This window comes from Methylosinus sp. Ce-a6 (genome assembly GCF_009811655.1).
Lineage (GTDB): Bacteria > Pseudomonadota > Alphaproteobacteria > Rhizobiales > Beijerinckiaceae > Methylosinus.
The window spans coordinates 13608-30357 of record NZ_BGJX01000010.1 but is presented as its reverse complement, the minus strand read 5'-3'; the positions used below and the strand labels follow the sequence as shown (position 1 = coordinate 30357).

Annotated in this window: 16 protein-coding genes; 13 read left to right on the top strand and 3 right to left on the bottom strand. The window is 66.9% G+C overall.

Annotation, left to right across the window (positions count from 1 at the left end; genetic code table 11):
- Window positions 1-21 precede the first annotated feature (21 nt).
- The gene (locus tag Mspo_RS08765) at window positions 22-312 is read right to left on the bottom strand and encodes a hypothetical protein (protein ID WP_159728846.1); all 291 of its coding nucleotides are present in this window, start codon (window positions 310-312) and stop codon (window positions 22-24) included.
- Between the two features lie 340 nt (window positions 313-652).
- Between Mspo_RS08765 and Mspo_RS08760 the strand changes: the two genes are divergently transcribed.
- From Mspo_RS08760 to gor, 5 genes are all read left to right on the top strand, one after another.
- Window positions 653-2050, top strand: coding sequence for a M23 family metallopeptidase (locus Mspo_RS08760; protein ID WP_159728844.1), 1398 nt, complete (start codon window positions 653-655; stop codon window positions 2048-2050).
- Window positions 2051-2125: 75 nt separating this feature from the next.
- A complete protein-coding gene (locus Mspo_RS08755; RefSeq protein ID WP_159728842.1) occupies window positions 2126-3943 on the top strand; it encodes an ABC-F family ATP-binding cassette domain-containing protein in 1818 nt (605 codons plus the stop codon).
- A 269-nt stretch (window positions 3944-4212) separates the two neighbouring features.
- The gene (gene rpiA, locus Mspo_RS08750; protein WP_159728840.1) at window positions 4213-4929 is read left to right on the top strand and encodes a ribose-5-phosphate isomerase RpiA; all 717 of its coding nucleotides are present in this window, start codon (window positions 4213-4215) and stop codon (window positions 4927-4929) included.
- Between the two features lie 148 nt (window positions 4930-5077).
- Window positions 5078-5650: a DUF2059 domain-containing protein gene (locus Mspo_RS08745; protein ID WP_244613258.1), complete on the top strand. Its 573-nt coding sequence runs from the start codon at window positions 5078-5080 to the stop codon at window positions 5648-5650.
- 75 nt (window positions 5651-5725) lie between these two features.
- Window positions 5726-7093: a glutathione-disulfide reductase gene (gene gor, locus Mspo_RS08740; protein ID WP_159728839.1), complete on the top strand. Its 1368-nt coding sequence runs from the start codon at window positions 5726-5728 to the stop codon at window positions 7091-7093.
- A gap of 40 nt (window positions 7094-7133) precedes the next feature.
- On the opposite strand, the gene Mspo_RS08735 is transcribed toward gor, so the two are convergent.
- Entirely contained in the window at window positions 7134-9677 is a 2544-nt protein-coding gene (locus tag Mspo_RS08735) for a TonB-dependent receptor (protein ID WP_159728837.1), read from the bottom strand.
- Between the two features lie 83 nt (window positions 9678-9760).
- Entirely contained in the window at window positions 9761-10144 is a 384-nt protein-coding gene (locus tag Mspo_RS08730) for a hypothetical protein (protein WP_159728835.1), read from the bottom strand.
- Between the two features lie 110 nt (window positions 10145-10254).
- On the opposite strand from Mspo_RS08730, the gene Mspo_RS08725 reads away from it, so the two are divergent.
- The 8 genes from Mspo_RS08725 to Mspo_RS08695 all read left to right on the top strand — a co-directional run bounded on the left by Mspo_RS08725 (window position 10255) and on the right by Mspo_RS08695 (window position 16530).
- Window positions 10255-10665, top strand: coding sequence for a DUF2946 family protein (locus Mspo_RS08725; RefSeq protein WP_159728834.1), 411 nt, complete (start codon window positions 10255-10257; stop codon window positions 10663-10665).
- Window positions 10666-10840: 175 nt separating this feature from the next.
- Window positions 10841-11482, top strand: coding sequence for a MotA/TolQ/ExbB proton channel family protein (locus tag Mspo_RS08720; RefSeq protein ID WP_159728832.1), 642 nt, complete (start codon window positions 10841-10843; stop codon window positions 11480-11482).
- Window positions 11482-11982: a biopolymer transporter ExbD gene (locus tag Mspo_RS08715; protein ID WP_159728830.1), complete on the top strand. Its 501-nt coding sequence runs from the start codon at window positions 11482-11484 to the stop codon at window positions 11980-11982. The genes Mspo_RS08720 and Mspo_RS08715 overlap by 1 nt, the downstream gene beginning before the upstream one ends.
- The gene (locus tag Mspo_RS08710) at window positions 11979-12692 is read left to right on the top strand and encodes a hypothetical protein (RefSeq protein ID WP_159728828.1); all 714 of its coding nucleotides are present in this window, start codon (window positions 11979-11981) and stop codon (window positions 12690-12692) included. Before Mspo_RS08715 ends, Mspo_RS08710 begins: the two co-directional genes overlap by 4 nt.
- Window positions 12693-12715: 23 nt before the next feature.
- A complete protein-coding gene (locus tag Mspo_RS20085; RefSeq protein WP_256366352.1) occupies window positions 12716-12844 on the top strand; it encodes a hypothetical protein in 129 nt (42 codons plus the stop codon).
- A 56-nt stretch (window positions 12845-12900) separates the two neighbouring features.
- Entirely contained in the window at window positions 12901-13242 is a 342-nt protein-coding gene (locus tag Mspo_RS08705) for an energy transducer TonB (RefSeq protein WP_159728826.1), read from the top strand.
- An 85-nt stretch (window positions 13243-13327) separates the two neighbouring features.
- A complete protein-coding gene (locus Mspo_RS08700; protein WP_159728824.1) occupies window positions 13328-14599 on the top strand; it encodes a sialidase family protein in 1272 nt (423 codons plus the stop codon).
- Between the two features lie 107 nt (window positions 14600-14706).
- A complete protein-coding gene (locus Mspo_RS08695; protein WP_159728823.1) occupies window positions 14707-16530 on the top strand; it encodes a patatin-like phospholipase family protein in 1824 nt (607 codons plus the stop codon).
- Window positions 16531-16750 lie beyond the last annotated feature (220 nt).

Below are 16750 nucleotides of genomic sequence, written 5' to 3'. Positions count from 1 at the left end.
CGGAGGCGGGCGCCGCCGCCTTCAGAAACACCCCTGCGCCTTCAGCTGCAGGAGCCAGACGCCGCAGTCGGGGCCGCGGCGGCGATGCCGATGCGGGCGGTCCCAAGGATCGGGCTCCCATTCCTCCTCATGCTCATAATGGTGATGGCGGCGCTCCCGCGCGCGCTCGCGCCACACGCATTCGTTGTAGTTATTCTGCATCGCCAGACACAGCGGCACATTGGGCCTGGCGAAGGCCGCCCTCGGGGCGAAGCCGCCAGAAAGCGAGACGCCCGCAGCCACAACCAGGGAGAGAGGAGAAATGCGCGCCATTTCAAAAGCCTTTCTGTCGGCGGCGATTCTAACAGATTCGCCCGAGCCGAACAGATCGGCCGCCCGCCGGTTCGTCGGGAGTGCTCGTCCGGCCGGGGCGGCAATCGGGTGAGGTCTCCTCGTCCTGAGGAGCCCGCGAAGCGGGCGTCTCGAAGGACGAGGAAAGCTTCATGCGCCGCCCCCTCAGCATGAGGGCGAGTGTGATCGCCCTTCACCCGATCGCCCCCGCCCCGGTTTGCCGATCGTTAACCTTAATAATGTCTAACAGAGCCCGGCCCGCCCCTCTCCTCCGCGCGCGGAATCGCGGCCTCTCGCGCCGGGCGGCCCCTGGAACTCGAACATGCCGAAAATCCACGACTCCGGACCGCGACAAAAACATCCTCCTTTCGTCATCGAATTCTCGCTCGGCTCGCGTCGGCGCCGTATCGAGCTCTCCACCCCCATGCTCGCGACGGCGGGCGTCGTGGCCGTCGCGGCCGGGCTCCTCGCCCCTTGCGCCGCCGCCTATCTCGCCTTTCGCGACGATATGCTCGCCGAGCTCGTCGATCGGCAAACCCAGATGCGCTACGCCTATGAGGATCGTCTGGCCGCGCTGCGGCTGCGGCTGGATCAGGCGACGAGCCGGCAATTTCTCGACCAGGGCGATGTCGAGAGCAAGGTGCAGACGCTGGTCGCAAGGCAGGCGAAGCTGGAGACGCGGGCGGCGCTGGTCGCGCGGCTCGTCGAAGGCGTCGCCGCTCCGAACGCGGTCGCCCCTGCTCCCGCCCCGGCGCAGCGCCATCCGCCGGCCGCGACCGCGGGATCGCCAGCCGGCGCGAGCGCCTATGCGCCGGCGCCCGACGAGCGGCCGGCGCCTTTCGCCGGCTTCGACAAGCCGCAGCCCGAGGGACTCGAGCTGCGGCTGAGAGGCGACGACGACGCCCCGTCGAGGCCGGCCGAGCGCCCCGGCGCCTCCGCCGCCCTCTCTGCTCCGCCGAGCGACTCGCGCCGCGTCGCCGCTCGTGCGGGCCTGCCGCTGCAATCGCGGCTCGAGCGCCTGGAGGCCTCGCTCGATCACGCGGAGCGGGAGCAGACCCGGCGCCTCTCGCGGATGGTCGAACCGATGCGGGCGGCGGCGGGGCGGCTGCGGCGCGCTTTCGACGTCGCCGGCCTGCCGGTCGAGCGATATCTTCCCGAGGGCCGCGCCCGCGCCGAGGCTTTCGCGGGCGGGCCCTTCGTGCCGGCCGACCGCGCGTCGAGCGATCTGCTCTTCGAACGCGAGCTGACCGCCGCGCAGAGCGCCGCCAAGACGCTCGAGGGCCTGCGCAGCGCGCTGCCGAGCGTGCCCTTGCGCAAGCCGCTCGCCGGCGCGGCGGAGACGACGTCCGGCTTCGGCTATCGCACCGACCCTTTCTTCGGCCGGCCGGCGCTGCATACGGGAATCGATCTGCGCGACGATTATGGCTCGCTCGTGCGCGCCACGGCGGGGGGCGTCGTCGTCGCCGCCGGGCCGAGCGGCGGCTATGGGCAGATGGTCGAAATCGACCATGGCTCCGGCCTTGCGACGCGCTATGCGCATCTCTCCGCCATTTCCGTCGCCATCGGCCAGGAGGTCGCGCCCGGCGAGCCGGTCGGGCGCCTCGGCTCGACGGGCCGCTCCACCGGGCCGCATCTCCATTATGAGGTGCGGGTGGACGGCGAGCCCGTCGACCCCACGCGTTTCCTGCGCGCGGCCTCGACGCTCGCCGAGAGCCATTGAGCCGGGCTGGCGTTCCGGGGCGAGTGCGATAAAAGACCGCGAGCCGGCCCGCCGGCGCGGACAACATCGGACCCCATGGCCCCGCCTCCTCTTTTGACGCTCCAGAACGTCGCCTTGACGCTCGGCGGCAAGCCGCTGCTCGAATCGGCCGATCTCTCGGTCTCGCCGGGCGAGCGGCTGTGCCTCGTCGGCCGCAACGGCTCGGGCAAATCCACTCTGTTGCGAATCGCCGCCGGCGAGGTGGAGGCGGATGCGGGAGCGCGCTTCCTGCAGCCGGGCGCGAGCCTGCGCTATCTGCCGCAGGAGCCCGATCTCTCCAAATTCGAGACCACGCTCGATTATGTCGTCGCCGGCCTCGGGCCGACCGACGATCCCCATATCGCCAAAGCGCTGCTGCTCGAGCTCGGCCTCACTGGCGAGGAAAATCCCCGCAGCCTGTCGGGCGGCGAGGGCAGGCGGGCGGCGCTCGCCCGCGTCCTCGCGCCGGAGCCCGACGTTCTGCTGCTCGACGAGCCGACCAATCATCTCGATCTACCGGCGATTCTCTGGCTCGAGGAGCGGCTCGCCGGCTTGCGCTCGGCGATCGTCGTCATCAGCCACGACCGCCGCTTTCTGCAGGATCTGACCCGCGCCACGCTCTGGCTGGACCGCGGGCGGACGCGGTATTTGTCCCGCGGCTTCAAGGAGTTCGAGGCCTGGCGCGACCGCGAGATCGAAGAGGAAGAAAAGCAGCAACACAAGATCGACCGCAAGATCGTCGCCGAGGAGCATTGGCTGCGCTATGGCGTGACCGGCAGGCGCAAGCGCAATCAAAAACGGCTCGGCGACCTTCGCGAGATGCGGGCGGCGCGGCGGCGGCGGATCGCGCCGACGGGCGACATAAAGCTCGAGGTCGCCGAGGCGCAGACCTCCGGCACGCTGGTCGTCGAGGCGCGCGGAATTTCGAAATCCTTCGGCGATCGCGTGATCGTCGGCAATTTCTCGACGCGCGTGCTGCGCGGCGATCGGCTCGGAATCGTCGGCGCGAATGGCGCCGGCAAGACGACGCTCGTCAAGCTGCTGACGGGGGCGCTGGCGCCGGACAATGGCTATGTGCGATCGGGCGCCGCCGTCGAAATGGCGACGCTCGACCAGAGCCGCGCCAGCCTCGATCCGCAGACGACCTTGAAGGACGCGCTGACCGGCGGCGGCTCCGACTTCGTGGAGATCAACGGCCAGCGCAAACATGTCGTCGGCTATATGAGGGACTTCCTCTTCGGCCCCGAGCAGGCGCGGACGCCGATCGGCCGCCTCTCCGGCGGGGAGCGCGGGCGCCTGCTGCTCGCCCGCGCGCTCGCCCAGCCCTCCAATCTTCTGGTGCTGGACGAGCCGACCAACGACCTCGACCTCGAGACGCTCGACCTGCTCGAGGAAATGCTCGCCGATTATCCCGGCACGCTGATCGTGGTGAGCCACGACCGCGATTTTCTCGACCGCATCGCCACTTCCGTGCTGATGTCGGAAGGAGACGGCCGCTGGATCGAATATGCCGGCGGCTATTCCGACATGGTGGCGCAGCGCGGCGAGGGCGTGCAGGCGCGAAGCGCCGCCACGGCCCCGCGCGACGAGAAGCCGAAAGCTCCCGCCGCCGCGCCGCGGCAAAAGCCCGCTTCCAAGCCGCGCCTCACCTTCGCCGAGCAACATGCGCTCGCCACTCTGCCGGCGAAGATGGAAGAGTTGCGCGGCAAGAGGGAGAAGCTGCGGAAGATTTTGGACGACCCCGAGCTCTATGCGCGCGATCCGGCGAAATTCGCCGATGCGAGCAAGCTCTTCGCGAAACTGGAGGCGGAGCTCGCCGCGGCGGAGGAGAGCTGGCTGGAGCTCGAGATCAAGCGGGAAGAGATCGGCGGGTGAGGAGCCGGCGCCGAAAGGGGAGGGCTATCGAATGCACACATTTTCTTCGCCCCCCGCGATGTCATGGCCGGGACAAGCCCGGCCATGATGGCCACAGCGTCTCGCGATGCGTGCATTCGATAGCCACTCGCGGGGGAGGTGGAAACGCCCAGCGCCGCCGGCTTCTGCTGTCCCATCGTCCCTGCCGCCGGCGGATCCGCCGTTGCTTTCGGCCCCCGAACCGACTATCGGCGTTAGTCCCCCCTTCGACCGACAGAGGATCGCCGCCCATGCCCGCTCCCTCCGCCGACGCGCTGAAACGACAGGCCGCCGCCGTGGCGCTCGAGGCCGTGGCGCCGGGAATGCGGCTCGGCCTCGGGACGGGCTCGACGGCGGCGCATTTCGTCGATCTGCTCGGCGAAAAGGTGAAGGCGGGCCTGGACGTCCTCTGCGTGCCCACCTCCGAGCGCACGCGCGCGCAGGCGCAGGCGCTGGGCGTGCCCCTGGCGACGCTGGAGGAGGCGCCAGAATTGGACCTCGCCGTCGACGGCGCCGATGAATTCGACGCGCAATTGCGCCTCATCAAGGGCGGCGGCGGCGCGCTGCTGCGCGAAAAAATCGTCGCCGCGGCCGCCAAGCGCTTCATCGTCATCACAGATGAGTCGAAGAAAGTCGCGACGCTCGGCGCCTTTCCGCTGCCCGTCGAGATCGACGTCTTCGGCGCGAAGGCGACGCGGCTGCATGTGGAGCGCGCGGCGAAGGATCTCGGCCTTTCGGGAACGGTCGCTCCGCGGCTGAAGCCGGACGGCCATGTTTTCGTCACCGACGGCGGCCATCTGATCCTCGATTGCGCGTTCGGCGCGATCGCCGATCCGGAGGCGCTGGCCCTGCGCCTCTCCGCCATCCCAGGTGTCTTCGAGCATGGATTGTTCATCGGTCTTACGACCGCCGTCGTCGTCGCGGGCCGGGACGGCGTCGAGACGCTCGGCCGGCTCGACCCGGCGTGACATAGAGCGTTTCCAGCCGAAGTGGACGCCGGTTCGGCGTTGGAAACGCGTCGAAACAAAAGGCGAGCGTCTTTCCATGTTTCAATGAAACATGGAAAGACGCTCGCGCCGCCGAACGCCGAAGTCGTTTCACGAGGAGATGTCCCGAGTGATCTTTCGCCGAGTGATTTTTCGCCTGACGATTCGTTTCGCCGCGCTCATTCTGGCGACCGCCGTCTTCGCCGCCGAGCAGCGGCCGGGCGCGGCTCCGGCCGCCGCCGTCGCTCCGCCCGTCGCCTCGTCGCCGCCCACCGCCTCTTCGGCCTCGCCGGCGCAGCTGGCGCTGGCGCGCTCGGTGCTCGTCGATTCCGGCATCGCCTCGTCTTTTCGGCTCATCATTCCGCAATATCTCGAGCAGATCGCGCTTTCGGTGACGCGCACGCGGCCCGAGATGGTTCCCGACCTCAATCTCGTGCTCGCCGCCGTGCGGCCGGAGTTCGACAAAAAAGTCGAGGAAATGATCGACAGCGCCGCGCAGCTCTACACGCAGCGCTTTTCGCAAAAGGAGCTCGAGGATGTCGCCGGCTTCTTCAAAAGCGCCTCGGGGCGCAAATATGTCGGCATGCTGCCAGTGCTGATGAGCGATATGTTCGTCGCCATGCAGGCATGGTCGCAGAAGATTTCCGTCGACATGATGACGCGCGTGCGCGAAGAGATGCGCAAGAAGGGCCACGAGCTCTAGCCGCCGCTCGCGCGGGAGACTCTGGCGAAACCCGCGGGACTTGTTTTCCGGGGCTTTGGAATTCCGGGGTTCGGCATGACGCAATATGATTATGATCTCGTCGTCATCGGGGCAGGCTCGGGCGGCGTTCGCGCGGCGCGCATCGCCGCCGGATACGGCGCGAAAGTCGCGATCTGCGAGGAGTTCCGCATCGGCGGCACTTGCGTGATCCGCGGCTGCGTGCCCAAGAAGCTCTATGTGATGGCGAGCCGCTTCCGCGATGATTTCGAGGACGCCGCCGGCTTCGGCTGGCGCGTCGGCGAGGTGGAGTTCGACTGGAAGACGCTCGTCTCCGCAAAAGAGGGAGAGATATCCCGCCTCTCCGGCCTCTATGCGCAAAATCTCGAAAAGGCCGGCGTCGAGGTCATTCGCGCGCGCGGCGTCATCGCTTCGCCCAATGAAGTCTCCTTCGCCGGCGGCAAGCGCGTCTCGACGCGCTACATTCTCGTCGCCACCGGCGGCGCGCCCGTGCTGCGGCCGGAGATTCCCGGCCTCGAGCTCGCCATCTCCTCCAACGAGATTTTCGATCTGCCCGAATTGCCGAGGAGCCTGCTCGTCGTCGGCGGCGGCTATATCGCCGTGGAGTTCGCCAGCGTCTTCGCGCGGCTCGGCTCCAAGGCGCACCTCTCGCTGCGCGCCGATCTGCCGCTGCGCGGCTTCGACGAGGATCTGCGCCGCCGGCTCGATGAGGGGCTCGTCGCGGCGGGCATAGAGATCCACCGAGGCGCTCTGCCTGTGAGCCTCGAGAAAACCGCGAGCGGCCTTTCGGCCACTCTGCAGGACGGCGCGCGGCTCGACGTCGACGCCGCGCTGCTCGCGACCGGCCGCGCGCCGCTGACGCAGGGCCTCGGGCTGGAGACGGCGGGCGTCGCGACGAAGGAGAATGGCGCGATCATCGTCGACGCCTATTCGCGCAGCAATATTCCCTCCATCTACGCCGTCGGCGACGTCACCGACCGCCTCAATCTGACGCCGGTCGCCATTCGCGAGGGCCACGCCTTCGCCGACACGGTATTCGGCGGCAAGGACGTCGTCGTCGATCATGCGCTGACGCCGACCGCCGTGTTCACGACGCCGGAGATCGGAACGGTCGGGCTGACGGAGGCGGAGGCCAAAGCGAAATATGGGCGCCTGAATGTCTTCGAGGCGAGCTTCAGGCCGATGCGCGCGACACTGTCGAAGCGCGCCGAAAAAGTCTTCATGAAGATATTGGTGGACGCGGCGAGCGATCTCGTCGTCGGCGTGCATATTCTGGGGCCGGAGGCGGGAGAGATGGCGCAGCTTCTCGCCATTTCGCTGCGCCTTCGCGCGCGCAAGGCCGATTTCGACGCCACCATGGCGCTGCATCCGACGCTCGCGGAAGAGCTGGTGACGATGCGCTCGCCGAGCCGCATCGTCGAATAGAGGCGATCCGAGCGGGCGCGGATCGCCTCCTCTCACGCGATCATCTGAGGAAGGACAGATCGAACAAGGCCGGCTCATTCCCTTCGAAGAAGAGGCCTCTCTCTCCCTTCGCCCGGCCGAACTCATATTTGCCCGAGAACACGAAGGTCCGCTGCGGGAAGGGGTGGAACAGCGCGAATTTGTAGTTGTTCACATTGTCGACGCCGAGATCGAAGGACAAGCGCTCGCTCCATTGATAATGGGCTTTCAGATCGACGACGAAAAAGCGGTCCGACGATCCGAAAATGCCGTGGACGACGTCGTTGTTCGCGAGCGTCGTCCAGATCCGGTCCTGCCAGCGCGCCGCCACAGTGAACGCCCAATAGGCGTCGGGACGGTAGGTCGCGCCCGCCATCCAGCGCCATTTCGGCACGCCCGGCGGGTTCTTGCCGGAGACGGATGTCGCCCAGGGAAATTCGAAATTCGCGCCGAATGGAAATCCCGCGCTCGGCGCGGTGGGCGTCCAGTCCCTGAACGAGATGATCCGCGAATTGACGAAGGTGACGCTGCCGAACAGCTCCAATCCCCGCACGATCACATTGTCTTTCTGCGCCGCGATCTCGAAGCCGCTGTTGCGAATGCGATCGACATTCTGGTTCGTGGCGGTCTGGAAGGCGGGAGTCACGAATTTGGTTTGGCTGACGATCGCGTCGCGCACCTCGTCGTCGAAGAGCGAGAGCCGCGCCGAGCCGTCGGCCCCCAGCTTGCGCTCGATGGCGATCTCCTTGCTGAGCGACACTTCGGGCCGCAGATTGGGGTTTGGATTGGTGACGAAGCCGGTCGCGCCCGGCGTCACGGAAAGATTGTAGAGCTCGCGCACGGTCGGGAAGCGATTGGCGAGGCCGATGTTGCCGGTAATGGTCCAGTTCTCGTCCGGCGTCCACTGCAGCGACCCCTTCGGCGAGAACCGGGTGTGATAGAGATTGGGCTGGAAGATCGGATTTCTGCTCGCCGCCGTTCCCGTGAAAGCGGTGGCCGTCGCATTGAGTCCCGTCGACTGATTATAGCCGTCAGACGCCTGCCAATGCTCCCAACGTCCGCCGACCGTGAGCTTGAAATCGGGGTGGAATTTCCACGCGTCCTGCACCCATAGCGCCTGCGTGCGCGTCGTGCCCTGGGCGATGGACTGGGCGGCGCCGAGCGATGACGCCTGGCCCGCGGTCCAATTCGTCGTCACCCAGGTCGGGTTGTTCATATGGTACTGATCGCCGTGCAGACCGAAGCTGATGTCGTGGCCGGCGAGGAAACCTTGCGGTCGGAGAATGCCGTTCAGATCGAGCAATGTCCAATAGGTTCCGGTGAACTTCTGGTCGCGCCCGGTCATCGTGTAGCCGCCGAAGGGATTGGCCGCCGTCGATCCCAATGCGCTCCAGGGCGAGCGCTGCGAGCTCGACGGATAGTTGAAATGCGACGCGGACAATTCCCAGTCGAACACGCCGCCGGTGTTCGATTTCACCGAAAGCGCATTGGTGATGACGGTCTCCTGGTAACGCAGATTCGCGGCGCCGAATCCCTGCAACGCCGCCGTCCCGATCGAGCCGAGCCCGGCGGCCGGCCCGAACAATTGGTTGCGTCCGCCCGAGATGTAATTCTCCGGCCACGACACGCGGTCGCTGTTGTAGACCCCGAGCGTGTAGGCGGCGCGAATGGTCGGGGTGATGTCATAGGCGAGCTTCAACTTGCCGTTGATGAAATTCTCGTCGGAAATGGAGCCCGAGCCGACGATATTCTGGGGAACGCCGTATTTGTTTTGGGAATAGAAGCCGCCGGGAAAGGGGAAGAGATTGCCCGTCCCGGCGTTGATGAAGCTGATCGGCTGATTTTCATTGTGCGCGTAGTTGAGCGCCAGAAACCATGAGAAGTCCCGGACTTTGTCGCCCGCCGTGAGGGCGGTCGTCTCGGTCACGAAAGCTCTGCTGACGCCCCACCAGGAATAGTCCTGCACCGAGACGGTCTGCTTGGCCGTGACCTCCAACTTTTCCGGCATGCGCGTCGTGTATTTGATGACGCCGCCGATGGAGTTGCCGGCATATTGCGCAGCGAACGGGCCGTAGAGATAATCGACCCGCTCGATTTCCTCCGGCGAGACGAGCCCCCATCGCGGCTGACCGTCCGTATGGCCGTTGCTGATGAGCTGGCTGATGAGCAGGTCGTCGACAAAGACCATGCTGCGCGCCGACGCCAGTCCCCAGGTGCGGGTCTGGATCATGCCCTCCGAGCCGCCGCGCAATTTGCGAACGAACAGGCTCGGCACATATTTGAGCGCGTCCTGGCTATCGACGATGTTGATCTTCTCTTTGATCTGCTTGCGCGTCACGCTCGCGACCGTGTTCGGCAGCCGAAACTTTTCGACGAAGGCCGGCTTGCCGTCGGGCAAGGTCGGCGACCATGTCGAAACCGGCGCGTGGGACGCCGCGGGCCCGCCCGACGCGTCGATATCGATTGTCGGCAGCGTCTCCTGGGCGCGGGTCGGGAGAATTGCGGCGGAACAGACGACGAAGAGCGCGCCGGCGGAAACGCCGCGCAACAAAAGATGACGATGCATTTTTGAGATGTCCTTCCCCTGACGCCATCTCGGCGATGGCGCGCGTCATGGACGGCGCGAACGCGCCGTTGCGGTGGTCGCGGTCAGGAGAAGGAAGGCGAGGCGCGCGTCGGCGCGTTGCGGTCGTCGCGCGAGAAGGGAACGCTGGCGAAGACGATGGCGACCCGCGTCTCCTCGGCGTGGAGCGCGGGCGCTTCGACTCGTTCCGCCAAAGCGAGGAGCGGAGCGCCGCCCATGCCGATCTCGCAAAAGGCGCAAGCGCCATGGTGGTGAGATCGGTCGCTCTTGGGAACTTGTTTTGAGGGATCGCCGACGCTGGACGACGCGCTCGCGTCGGCATGGGCGAGAAGACAGAGGCGCGCCGCCGCGTCGCCCGCGGCATGCGTCCGCCAGCCGCCGAGGGGCGCCGACAGCGCCTGGCTCAGCAAGGCGAGAAGAAAGAGGATACGGGCGAACGTCGTCGCCATCGCGCGCGTTAACTCTACGGATAGAACCGAATGCGAGTTAGCGCGTTTCGTGGAACAAATCCAAGACCTCGCAGATTGTCAGAAATTAAAAAATCCGTTAAGAGACATTTATGTCACACACGGGGGGACAGCGCATCGAGATGCGCGCGATCTGCGCGATCGCGGCGATTTGCGCGCTCGTTTTCGCGCTCCTCGTATCCGGCGCGGCGCATCGCCTCGCGAGCCCGGCCGACGAACGCGCGGACCTGCAACTCGCCGCAGACAGCGTGTGCCATTACGCGCTCCCCGACATGAACGGCGGAACGCCGGACAGGCCCTCGAAGGGGGCAGGCTGCCCCTGTTGCCTCGCCGCGCATTCCGGTCCGGCCGTGCTTCCCGACCGTATTTTCGTCGTCCTGCGGCGCGCGCCGGCGGCGAAGCCCGCCATCTATCGCGCCTTCGCCGCCGCGACGCCGCCCTTCGCATTGTCTCAGGCGGTCAATGGCGCCCGCGCCCCGCCCGGGTCCCTCTCATTCTCCTGACGACGAGCCGGAGTCCCGCGCGAATGGCGCGGGGTCGGCGACAAGGGTTTGGACGGCTGCTTCCCTCCTCGACGAGCGGACATCGCCGCCGAGCGGACAAATTCATAAGCAATGACAATCTGCTGATCCGCGGCGCCGCCGCGCGGTCGGGGAACCCCAAGCGCGAGTGCGTCCCATGGAATACGGCTCAATTTCTCCTGTCACCATGTTCTTGAACGCCGGGCCGGTGGGCAAGACAGTCATGGCCGTCCTGCTGCTGGCGTCGGTGTGGACCTGGGTGCTCGTCATCGAGGGCGTCGTCGCCGTCACGCGCATCGGCAAGTCGGCGCGCGTCGCGCGCTCCGGCGGCCCGGCAGGACTGCTCGCGCCGATCGAGGAGGCGGGCGAGCACGCCGCGAGCATCGATCTGCCCGGCGAGTCGATCGGCGAGAAGCGCGAGCGCGTCGCCGAGATCATGAGCCGCGTCGGCCGCGAGCTCATGACCAAGGCCGAAGGCGGCCTGCCCAATCTCGCCGTCATCTCCTCCGTCGCGCCCTTCATCGGCCTATTCGGCACAGTGTGGGGCATTATGACGAGCTTCGCCGGCATCGCCCAGTCGCAGGACACGAGCCTCGCGGTGGTCGCGCCGGGCATCGCCGAGGCGCTCGCCGCCACGGCTTACGGCCTCGCGGCGGCCATTCCTGCCTCGGTCGGCTATAATCGCATCGGCGCGGCCTTCTCGCGCGCCGGCCAGCAGGTCGCCCATTATATCGAGGACAAGGCGCTCGACGTCACCAGCGGGCATATCGCCGCGGCGAGAAAGCGGGAGGCCGCGTGATGGTCGGCCTTCCGACGCGCTTCAAGAACGGCGACAGCCTGTATCAGCCGCTCGCCGACATCAATGTGACGCCGCTCGTCGACGTCATGCTGGTGCTGCTCATCATTTTCATGGTGACGGCGCCCCTGCTCGCCAAAGGCATGAAGGTCGATCTCCCGCAGGCGAAAAACGCGCAGCCGCTCAATCCCAAGGAGCCGATCGTCGTCGCCGTCTCCAAGGACGGCAAGGTGGCGCTCGGCGGGGAGGAGGTGTCGCCGGAGGCGCTCATCGACGGGATCAAGGCGATGATGGGCTCCGACACCAGCCGCGTCGTCCATGTGCGCGGCGACAAGGAGGCCAATTACGGCGAGGTGATCGCCGTCATGGACCGCCTGGCGACGAATGGCATCACCCATATCGCCATCCTCACCGACTCGCGCGCCAAGACCGGGCCGGCGGCGAAAGCCGCCCCGGCGGCGAGCCCCGCTCCTGCGGCGGCTGCGGGAGGAGCGGCGAAATGACGGATGCGATCCTCTCTTCCTATGAGACCGATGCGGAGCGCGCCAGCGCTTCGCCGCCCATCAAGCCGGGCTGGCTGCGGCCGGCGAGCCTCGCCGGCGTAATCGCCGCCCATGCGACCGTCGCCTGGCTGCTGCTGAAGCTGGCCGTGCCGAGCGTCTCTAGCCTCGACTCGATCAGCATGGAGCTCATTCCGCAGGGCGATTACTTCGAATCGCAGGAAGTGACCGCCGCGGAGGAGGAGCCCCCGCCGCCCGAGGAGATCGAGCACCCCGACCTCGCCATTCCGCCGCCGCAGGTGATGGCGCCGGAAACGCCGACGCTTCCGCAGCAGAAGGAAGTCGTCGAGAAGAAAAAGAAGGTCGTCGAGAAGAAGCGCGACGTCGACCACGACAAGAAACGCGAGGCGCAGGCGAAGCGCCGCATCGGCGCGCCGGAGGGCCAGTCGCAGAGCGAGGGCATGTCGCAGAGCGCCTATAAGGCCATGCTCGCCAAGGCGATCCGCGAGCACACGCCGGGCAGCTCGGCGCTCGGCGAAGGAACCGCGCAGTGCTCCTTCCATGTGACGGCCGCCGGCGGCATCACCAGCATTTCCGCTTCCGGCTCATCGCCCGCCCATGCCGCGCTGGCGCGGCGCATATTGGCCTCCGTCCATGCCCCGCCGCCGCCCAGCGGAGCCTTTTTCGCGAGCCAGAGCTTTCATTTCCACTGATCCGAAGAATCGAGGAACGCCCTATGAGAAAGGTCGCTCTGTCGACGGTCGCCGGCCTCGTCGCCAGCCCCGCCTTCGCGGTCGAGAGCGAAGCCGCCGCGCCGCCCCCCGGCGGCTCCTTCTCCGCGGCGCGGGAATTCGACTTCCACTGATCGGCAAAGCTCGCGCGGCGGTCCTCTCGCCGCGCGAAAAGACATGCGGACCCGAGATGAAACGCCCGACGCTCGCTCTTCTCTTCGCTCTTTCCTCCCTCGGCGCTGCGGCGACCGCTCCGGCGACGACGGCCTCTTCGGGCCTGTCGCAAAGCAAATTCCTCGGCCTGCTCTATAGCGAGATCGCCAAACGCACGCCGGTGACGAGCCCGGCCGGGCCCGGTTCGGCGACGGCCAATTTCCACATCGACGCCGTGGGCAAGGTCGACAGAGTGACGATCGCCCAGTCGAGCAGCCCGAAACATGCGGAGATCGTCCGCGCGATTCTCTCCGGCCTCGTCGCTCCGCCGCCGCCCGGCGGCTCTTTCGAGGGCTCGCAGAAATTCAATTTCCACTGATCTGGCGATGAGCCGCCGCCCGCGGCGAATCGCAATTGCCGGCGGTTCGAGCAGACATTCCGCTTCCATCGGGAAAGAAACCTTCATGAAATCGATCGCGCTCGCTCTTCTCGCCCTTTTCGCCGCATCGAGCGCGCTCGCGCAGGAGACAGGCGGGCGCGCGGAGAAAGGGGGCCATATGGGCCATGCGGCGGAGCCCGCCTGCGCCGAGCCGCTGCCCGAATGCGCCGTCACCGCGACGCCCGCCTTCGGCGCCGACGGGCGGCTGTGGCTGACCTATTCCGTCGCCGGGACGATCTATGGCGCAACGTCCAGCGACAATGGCGGAAGTTTCGCGCCGCCCTTCGTCATAGCGGCGCCGGTGGGAACGCTGGACGATAATGGCGAGGCGCGGCCGAAAATCGTCGCTCTCGCCGACGGGACGCTCATCGCGAGCTTCACCACCCGGCCCGAGAAGAGCCATGACGGCACGGTCTTTGTCACGCGCTCGACCGATGGCGGCAAAAGCTTCGCCGCGCCGCAGCCGCTCGTCGACGACAAGGGCCAGCGTTTCGAGACCTTCGTCATCGGCCCGAAGGGGCGCATCTACGCCGCCTGGCTCGACAAGCGCGACGCCGCCAAAGCCAAGGCCGCCGGCGAGGCGTTCGAGGGCAGCGGCATCGCCGTCGCCTGGTCGGACGACGGCGGCAGGAGCTTTGCTGGCAAGAGCATATTGCTCGACCATTCCTGCGAGTGCTGTCGCATCGGCGCGGCGCTCGACCGCGACGGCCGGCCCGTCTTCGCCTGGCGTCACGTGTTCGAGAACAATCGCCGCGACCATATGGCGGCGAAGCTTTCTCCCGACGGCAAGACGCTCGTCGGCGCGCGCGTCAGCCTCGACGATTGGGCGACGAGCTGCCCGCATCAAGGCCCGGCGCTGGCGATCGACGCCGCGGGCCGCTGGCACGTCGCCTGGTTCACACGCGGCAAGACGCGCCAAGGGCTGTTCTATGCGCGCAGCGCCGACGGCGGCAAGAGCTTCTCTACGCCCGAGCGCATCGGCGACGCCGAGCGCGCCCCGCAGCGCCCGCAGCTGCTCGCCGCCGGCGACAGGCTCTATCGCGCCTGGAAGGAGTTCGACGGAAAGGTGACGACGATCCTCGTCCAATCCTCGCGCGACGGCGGCGAGAGCTTCGACGCGCCGCGCATCCTCGCGCAGACGGCGGAGGCCTCCGATCATCCGCTGCTCGTCGAGAGCAAAGGAGTCGCCTATCTCTCCTGGCTGACGCATGAGGAGGGATATCGGCTCATTCCGCTGGAGCGCGACCGCGCCGAGGCGCAGGGGCGCAGCACGGCGGGGCTCTCCGGAGCGCGGTGAGCGTCCCGAGAAACCGCCCTTGCATTCTCGCATTCGTCCGATGATCATGCGCGCCGCATCGTCACGCGGGGGCGCGCGACGAAACGCATCGGGACGAATGCATTTCCATGGCGAAGACGCTCGTAGCGGAAGATCAGAGCTTCTGGCAGTCCCTCGAGGACGAGGATCGCAATAAGATCAAGGCCTGCGTGAAGACCCGCCGCATTGCGCGCGGCGAGGCGCTGATCGTGCAGGGCGACGCGTCCGAAACGCTCTACATCGTCAATTTCGGCCAGTTCGGCGTCGAGAACGCCGGCAATGGCGAGGTCGTCGCGGAGATCGGCAAGGATCAGCTCATCGGCGAGATGGGTTTCTTCACCGGCGAGCCGCGCGGCGCCAATGTCATCGCCATGCGCGACTCCGAGGTTCTGGAGATCGACCGCGCGCTATTCGACGCGCTCGTCGCGCAATTCCCCGATCTGCAGCGCGCCGTCACCCGCTCGCTCGCCAAGCGCCTCGCCCGGCTCGGCGAGATCACGCGGCGCAACTTCCGCCAGAGCAGCCGGCTGCGCGTCATCGCGCTCGTTCCCGCTGGCGGCGGCGCCGTTCCGGAAGCTTTCGGCGCGCGCCTGCTGCGGGCGATCGGCGCGCGCGCGCGCGCGCGCGTGCTCTCCCCCGCCGACGCGCGCGCGCATTTTTCGAACGGCGCTTTCGATCGCTACGCGGTCGCCGATTGGCTCGGCGAATTGGAGCGCGAGAGCGACCTCGTCGTCTGCGTCGCCGGCAATGAGCTCGACGAATGGAGCCGCGCCGTCCTCAACTCGGCCGATCTGCTGATCATGGCCGTGACCGGCGGGTCCGAGGCGCTCAATCCGATCGAGAGTTTCGCCTTCACGCTGTTTCCGCCGAACCGTCGGCGCATCGTCAAGCTCTATCCGCAGCGGCCGGCGGCCGCCGATCCCTCCGCGCCCTGGCTGCGCGAGCGCGACGTCTTCATGCTGCATCATGTCGCCCTCGATTCGGGCGCGGATTTCGATTGTCTCGCCCGCTTTCTCACCGGCCAGGCGATCGGCTTCGTCGCCGGCGCCGGCGGCGCGCTCGGCCTCGCCCATATCGGCATCGTCAAAGCCTTTCAGGAATCGGGCGTCGTCTTCGATATTTTCGGCGGCAGCAGCATCGGCTCCGGCATGGCGGTCGCCTTCGCGCAATTGAAGAGCCCGGAGGAGGTGGAGGCGGCGATTCATGAAATCTTCGTGCGGAACGCCGCGCTGAAGCGCCTCACTCTGCCGAAATTCGGACTGCTCGACCACACGATCCTGGAGGCGACGCTGGCGGCGTCCTATGGCTCCATCGCTTTCGAAGATTTGTGGCGCCCTTGCTTCGCCATAGCGACGGATCTCTCCACCTATTCGATGCGCGTCATCCGCTCCGGGGCGACCTGGCAGGCGGTGCGCGCCTCCTGCGCCATTCCCGGCGTGCTGCCGCCCTTCTTCGACGAGGACGGACATATGCTCGTCGACGGCGCCGTCTCCGACAATGCGCCGATCGCGCCGATGCACGCGCTCAAGAACGGCCCCAATCTCATCGTCGATCTCAGAAACGCCGATCCGCGGCTCTATGATTTCGACTATCGCGCGCTCCCCGGCCGCAACGAATTGCTCGCGGCGATGTTCAATCCGCTGCGCCGCAAGCCCTTGCCCAATTGCCCCTCGCTCGCCAGCGTCATTCAACAGGCGGTGTTCAGCAATATTCGCGAAAAACCGAATTTCTCCGGCGCCCTCGACGTGACCGTGCAGCCGCCCGTCTGTCCCGGCGCGAGCTTCATGACCTGGGACAAGCATCGGGAAGTCGCCGAATTCTCCTATAAATGGGGCCTCGAGGCGATCGCCCGGCTGGAGGCGGAGGGCAATCCGGCGCTCGCCGAAATGCGCCGCCTGTCGCAGCCGAGCTGAACGCTGGAGCGTTTCCAGCCGAAGTGGACGCTGGTTCGCGTCGGAAACGCGTCAAAACAAAAGCCGAGAGTCTTTCCGTGTTTCAACGTCATCGCGAGGAGCGCAGCGACGAAGCGATCCAGGAGCCGCCCCACGGCGCTGGATCGCTTCGCCTTCGGCTCGCGATGACGCCCGTGTTTATGAAGTAATCAGCCGGAAATCGTATGAAACATGAAAAGAC